Source organism: Paractinoplanes rhizophilus, from assembly GCF_042664765.1.
Lineage (GTDB): Bacteria > Actinomycetota > Actinomycetes > Mycobacteriales > Micromonosporaceae > Actinoplanes > Actinoplanes rhizophilus.
The window spans coordinates 1-625 of sequence record NZ_JBHTBJ010000136.1; the positions used below are offsets into that span (position 1 = coordinate 1).

The following is a 625-nucleotide window of genomic DNA, read 5'->3' on the forward strand; positions in this document are numbered from 1 at the left end:
CCTCGGTCAGCGCGACGTCCACGCCGAGCGCGGCGAAGCTGGACAGGGTCTGCTGGAAGTTACCCGGCAGCGAGCTACCCCCGGTGAAATGGGTTTGCAGGCCGACACAGTCGATCGGCACCCCCCGGGACTTGAAGTCCTGGATCATCCGGTAGACACCCTGCGTCTTACCGTACGACCAGTTCTCGATGTTGTAGTCGTTGTAACACAGCTTCACCGACGGGTCCGCGGCCCGGGCGGTGCGGAACGCCACCTCGATCCAGTCGTTACCGGTGTTCTGCAGGTTCGAGTTACGGCGCGAGCCGTCCTCGTTGAACGCCTCGTTCACCACATCCCAATAGGCCAGCTTGCCCTTGTAATGGGCCATCACCCCGTTGATGTGGTCGATCATCGCCTGCCGCAGGCTCGACCCGGACAGGCTGCCCCACCAGCTCGGCTGCTGCGCATGCCAGGCCAGGGTGTGCCCGCGGACCTTCAACCCCCGCTGCGTCGCCCAGTTGTAGATCTGATCCCCGGAGCTGAAGTTGAACTGACCCCGCTGCGGCTCGGTCGCGTCCGGCTTCATCTCGTTCTCAGCCGTGATCATGTTGAACTCACGACCCGCGATCGTCGAATACGTCGAATC

Annotated in this window: 1 protein-coding gene; it reads right to left on the bottom strand. The window is 63.2% G+C overall.

Features of this window, described 5'->3' with window-relative positions; genetic code table 11:
• Positions 1-625: endo-1,4-beta-xylanase (locus ACFQS1_RS40580; RefSeq protein ID WP_378978420.1), on the bottom strand; the 625-nt coding region annotated here is incomplete at both ends.